This is a genomic window from Candidatus Protofrankia californiensis (genome assembly GCF_900634765.1).
Taxonomy (GTDB): Bacteria; Actinomycetota; Actinomycetes; order Frankiales; family Frankiaceae; genus Protofrankia; species Protofrankia californiensis.
On sequence record NZ_CAAAFT010000125.1, the window covers coordinates 1 to 4,840 of the forward strand.

General features: G+C 66.5%; 4 protein-coding genes and 1 pseudogene. 3 read left to right on the forward strand and 2 right to left on the reverse strand.

What is annotated here, in order from left to right:
• Positions 1-21: 21 nt before the first annotated feature.
• Positions 22-186 carry a transposase gene (locus tag DD1DGNOD_RS28950; RefSeq protein WP_241255532.1) on the reverse strand — a complete coding sequence of 55 codons (165 nt, stop codon included), beginning with the start codon at positions 184-186 and terminating at the stop codon, positions 22-24.
• A complete protein-coding gene (locus DD1DGNOD_RS31085; RefSeq protein ID WP_430827770.1) occupies positions 173-487 on the reverse strand; it encodes a transposase in 315 nt (104 codons plus the stop codon). Before DD1DGNOD_RS31085 ends, DD1DGNOD_RS28950 begins: the two co-directional genes overlap by 14 nt.
• 493 nt (positions 488-980) lie before the next feature.
• On the opposite strand from DD1DGNOD_RS31085, the gene DD1DGNOD_RS07470 reads away from it, so the two are divergent.
• The 3 genes and pseudogenes from DD1DGNOD_RS07470 to DD1DGNOD_RS07480 form a co-directional block, all read left to right on the forward strand.
• Complete coding sequence (locus DD1DGNOD_RS07470) at positions 981-2,909, forward strand: hydantoinase/oxoprolinase family protein (RefSeq protein ID WP_131769745.1); 1,929 nt, start codon at positions 981-983, stop codon at positions 2,907-2,909.
• Entirely contained in the window at positions 2,906-3,265 is a 360-nt protein-coding gene (locus DD1DGNOD_RS07475) for an acetone carboxylase subunit gamma (RefSeq protein WP_131769746.1), read from the forward strand. The genes DD1DGNOD_RS07470 and DD1DGNOD_RS07475 overlap by 4 nt, the downstream gene beginning before the upstream one ends.
• 4 nt (positions 3,266-3,269) lie before the next feature.
• Positions 3,270-4,811 (forward strand): annotated as a pseudogene (locus DD1DGNOD_RS07480) (hydantoinase/oxoprolinase family protein); the annotation flags it as partial.
• Positions 4,812-4,840 lie beyond the last annotated feature (29 nt).

Below are 4,840 nucleotides of genomic sequence, written 5' to 3' on the forward strand. Positions count from 1 at the left end.
TAGACCGCGGAAGAACACCAGTCAGCCCGCACCATCCCCGCTGGAGACGATGTCAAGACCGAGGATCTTCCGCTGCCCGCCGGCCTTGACGCCCACCGCGAGCAGGCCGTGCACGGTGATGACACGGCCGCCCTCGCGGACCTTCAGGGTGAGCGCGTCCACCCCGAACCGCTCACGGAGCACCATCGAGCGGTCGTGATCGGAACGTCTCGACCTGGGTATCGCGGTGCTTCGTCAGTGCCGAGACCTGGGACTTCGAGATCCCCGACACGCCCAGCTGCTCGACGAGCCTGTCGACCCTTCTCATGGGAACACCGAGGAGGCAGGAGGTGGCGACCACCGGGATCAGTGCCTGTTCCGCGCGCCGCGGACGGGTCAGCCACTCCGAACATAAGAGCAGAGCCCGGACGCGGCTTCGGAACCGCCAGCTCGATCGTTCCCGCCCGGGTGTCCCCTCCCGCGCCCGACATCCGTTCCGACGATTCACCCTTTCTGGTGAAACCTCCCCATTTCGGCGTTACGGATCCCGTCCACCTCGGCGCTCATCAACGCCTCCGCGAACGCCTTCCCATCGAGCCTGGCAGATCCGGACCCGCAGCCGGCTCCTTGCCCGCCCGCTCGCCATCCGGCACGGTCGGGCGCACAGCCATCGTGATTCCTCTTCATCGAGTTGCTTCGCTCATTTCCCGTGAGGATCACGCGGTGGCCGTCCCACTTCCCGGGCCGCCACGTTGGCATGTTTTCGATCGGCTACACTCTGTACGCTTCGTCCCCGGACTCGACTCGACTCTGTCCGCACGGTGCGCTAATCGTGACGTACGGGAGGGTGGCTTCGCGCAGGGCGCTTGACCACCCGATTCCCATCTGCTGGCTACTCGTAGGAGTGGTGCAACCACCCTTCGCCGGCTGCGATGTTGTGACCCACTTCATACGGCGATGGTGTTGTGACCCGCTTTATGTAACGAGCCGGCGGAGGGCTGATGGGAATCCTTGTCAATATCGACAACGGTGGCACGTTCACCGACGTGTGTGTGACGGATGGTGAACGCATCGTGCATGCGAAGACGCCGACGACACCGCACGATTTAACGCAGTGTTTCGTCGACGGGCTACGGACCGTGTCCGACCGTCTGTATGGCGAGGAGGACACCACGCGCCTGTTGCGCGAGACGGAGTACCTCCGCTACTCGACGACGTCGGGCACGAACGCCGTGGTCGAACGGAAGGGCGCACCGGTCGGATTGCTGGTCGACAGCGGCGCGGAGGGGGATGTCTATGGAATTGTGAACCTGGTCGACGCCTCGCTGTGGCAGGCCATGGTGCCGCACGCCCCGGTCGGGATCGCGGTCGGTGCCGATGGGTCGGTGGGCCTGGACGAGTTCACGACCGCGATCAACGACCTGCTGGCGACGAGCGCCTCGCGGATCGTGATCGCCCTGCGGAACGCGGAGGCGGAGCGGGCGATCAAGAACCTGCTGTTGGAGCGGTACCCGAGGCACCTGCTGGGCGCTGTCCCGTTCACCCTGTCGCACGAGCTTGTGCACGACGTCGATGACGCGAGGCGTGTCCTGACCGCGGTGCTGAACTCGTACCTGCATCCGGGGATGGAGCACTTCCTGTATGGCGCGGAGAAGGCGTGCAAGTCCAACGGGCTGGCACGGCCGCTGCTGATCTTCCGTAACGACGGGGACTCGGCCCGGGTCGCCAAGACGACCGCGTTGAAGACGTGGGGTTCCGGGCCGCGTGGTGGGCTGGAAGGCAGCGTCGCCTACGCCTCGCTCTACGGTGCGGACGTGCTCGTCGGGATGGATGTCGGTGGGACCACCACGGACGTGTCGGTCGTGGTGGACAAGGCCCTGACGGTGCACGCGCACGGCCGGGTCGAATCGGCGCAGACCTCGCTGCCCATCCCGGACCTGAGCAGTGTCGGGCTGGGTGGCAGCTCGGTGGTCGCGGTCGTCGACGGTGGGATCCAGATCGGTCCGCGCAGTGTCGGGGCCGCGCCTGGCCCGGCGTGCTTCGCTCGCGGCGGCACCGACGCGACCGTGACCGACGCGCTGCTGCTCGCGGGCGCGCTGGACCCGGACAACTACCTGGGCGGGGATCTGAAGCTGGACCCGGCCCGGGCGGAGCGGGCACTGCTGACCCATGTCGGGGAGCCGCTGTCGTTGTCCGCCCATGCCGCGGCGCTCGCGGTGCTGCGGGCGTTCGAGGAGCAGGTGGGCGCTGCGGTAAAGACCATGATCGGTTCGACGGGTCGAGATCTCTCGGAGGCTACGCTGCTGGCCTTCGGCGGCGCGGGCCCCGTGCTGGCATCCGGAATCGCCAGGGCAGCGGGGATCACGCAGGTGATCGTGCCGCATCTGTCGGCGGTGTTCAGTGCCTTCGGTATCGGCTTCAGCGGGCTGGCGCACGAGTACAGCGTCCCGATGCCCGGCACCGACGCCGACGTGGGTGCGGCACGAGACGACCTGCTGACCCGGGCGCGGCGTGACATGTTCGGTGAAGGCGTTTCCATCGACGAATGCACTTTCGAGACCCGCGACCGATTCATTTCCGACGGCGTGTTGCGGGACGAGAAGTGGCCCAACGGATCGTCTCCTGACACCGTGGGAGGCAAGGCCGACCGGCTGGTGGTGCGGGCCTCGCATCCGCTGCCGACCTTCGAACTCGCGGCCGACCAGCACGGCACCGTGCAGCCGGCGACCGCGGACGGATCGCGCCGCATCCGCCTCGCCGACGGCGACGAGCAGGAGGTGCCGGTCTACCGTCCGGAGAACCTGGCGCCGGGGCAGGGGGCCCAGGGGCCGGCGCTCGTCGCGGGCGACTACCTGACCTGTCTGATCGAGCCCGGGTGGGGGTTCCGGGTGAGCAGCAACTCCGACCTGATCCTGGAGGCCCAGCGATGAGCGACCAGCAGTCCTCGGTGAACATCACCGAGTATCTCGCGATCGATCTGGTGGCCGAGCGATGGGTGTGCCGGGTGTGCGGGCACGACATCGCGAACGCCCGCGAGAACTACAAGACCGGGATGCTGGTCTACGACCGCGATCCCCGGGAGATTCACCGGCCGCTCCTCGACGAAAGCTACGAGTTCACCTACGCTCCCGACCCCGCCTGGTGCCGGATCGTCGAATTCTACTGCCCGGGCTGCGCAACGCTGGTGGAGAACGAATACCTGCCGCCTGGTCATCCGCTGACGCACGACATCGAACTCGACATCGACTCGCTGAAGCGTCGTCACCTGAGTGCAGTGGAGGACTAGAGAAATGCGGCAAGTAAGCGTTGACATCGGCGGGACGTTCACCGACTGCTTTCTCGTTTACGACGACGCCTACGTCGAGGCGAAGTCACTGACCACGCACCACCACCTCGCCTCCGGCTTCATGGACGCGCTGGCGCAGGCGTGCGCCCAGATCAATCTGGATGTGCAGACGGTGCTCTCGACCGTCGACGCGGTGCGCTACGCCACGACACTGGGGACGAACGCGCTCATCGAGCGCAGCGGACCGTCCGTCGGCATCCTCACCACCGCCGGCTTCGAATCGACTGTGCCGCTGATGCGGGCCCGCGGCTACGGCGACGGGCTGACCGCGGCCGAGCAGTCCGACCTGCCCGCCGCGGACCGGCCCACGCCGCTGGTTCCGGTGACCCGCATCGCAGGAATCCAGGAACGCATCGACTACGCCGGCAAGGTAGTGCTCTCCGTCGACGAGGACGACGTCCGCAGCCAGGTGCGGCGGCTGGTGGACGAGGGCGCGCAGGCGTTCGTGGTCACGTTGATCAACGCGGTGGTCAACCCCGCCCACGAGAAGGAAGTCGAGCGCATCGTCCTCGACGAGTACCCCACCCACCTGCTGGGTGCGATACCGGTCGTGCTGTCGCACCGGGTCACCGGCCGCAAGGGCGAGTACGCCCGCACCATGTCGTCGATCATCGACGCCTACCTGCACAACCAGATGTACCACGGCCTGGCGTCCCTGGAGATCGAGTTACGGCGTAACGGCTATACCAAGCCGATGCTGCTGGTGCACAACACCGGGGGCATGGCTCAGCTGAACTCGACCGCCTCACTGCAGACCATCCACTCCGGACCCGTCGCCGGGCTGGAGGCCACCCACTACCTGTCGAAGACCTACGACCAGCCCAACCTCATCGCCACCGACATGGGGGGCACCAGCTTCGACATTGGCCTGGTGACCTCCGACGGCGTGAAGTTCTACGACTTCAACCCGGTCATCGATCGCTGGCTCGTGTCGACTCCGATGACCTACCTGCACACCCTCGGCGCCGGCGGCGGCTCCATCGCCCGCTACGACCGCCTGTGGGGTGCCATCGAGGTGGGCCCGCAAAGCGCCGGCTCCGACCCTGGCCCGGCCTGTTACGGACGAGGCGGGCGGCTCCCGACCACGACGGATACCAACCTGGTGCTGGGCTACCTCGATGCGGACAACTACGCGGGCGGCACGATCAAGCTCAGCCTGCGCCGGGCGCAGCGGGCCATCGAGGAGCAGATCTGCAAGCCCACCGGACTGAGCCTGATCGAGGCAGCGAAGGCGATCAAGCGCAAGGTGGACAGCAACATGGCCAATGCGATCTTCAAGGAGGTCGCGGTAAAGGGATACAACCCGAAGAACTTCGTCGCGCTCAGCTACGGTGGCGGTGGTCCGCTGCACGCCTGTGGGTATGCCGCGGAGCTGGGCATTCAGCACGTGCTTATCCCCCCGTTCAGCTCGGTGTTCTCGGCGCTGGGCGCGGGTAACATGAACCAGTTGCACATTCACGAGCGTTCGCTCTACATGGAGTGTTATCGAAAATAGCCGAAAGAATAGAAGACTAC

What these genes read in the sequence shown, in the direction of transcription:
- DD1DGNOD_RS28950 (WP_241255532.1), bottom strand. Translation starts at nt 186, where the DNA reads ATGGTGCTCCGTGAGCGGTTCGGGGTGGACGCGCTCACCCTGAAGGTC.
- DD1DGNOD_RS07470 (WP_131769745.1), top strand. Translation starts at nt 981, where the DNA reads ATGGGAATCCTTGTCAATATCGACAACGGTGGCACGTTCACCGACGTG.
- DD1DGNOD_RS07475 (WP_131769746.1), top strand. Translation starts at nt 2,906, where the DNA reads ATGAGCGACCAGCAGTCCTCGGTGAACATCACCGAGTATCTCGCGATC.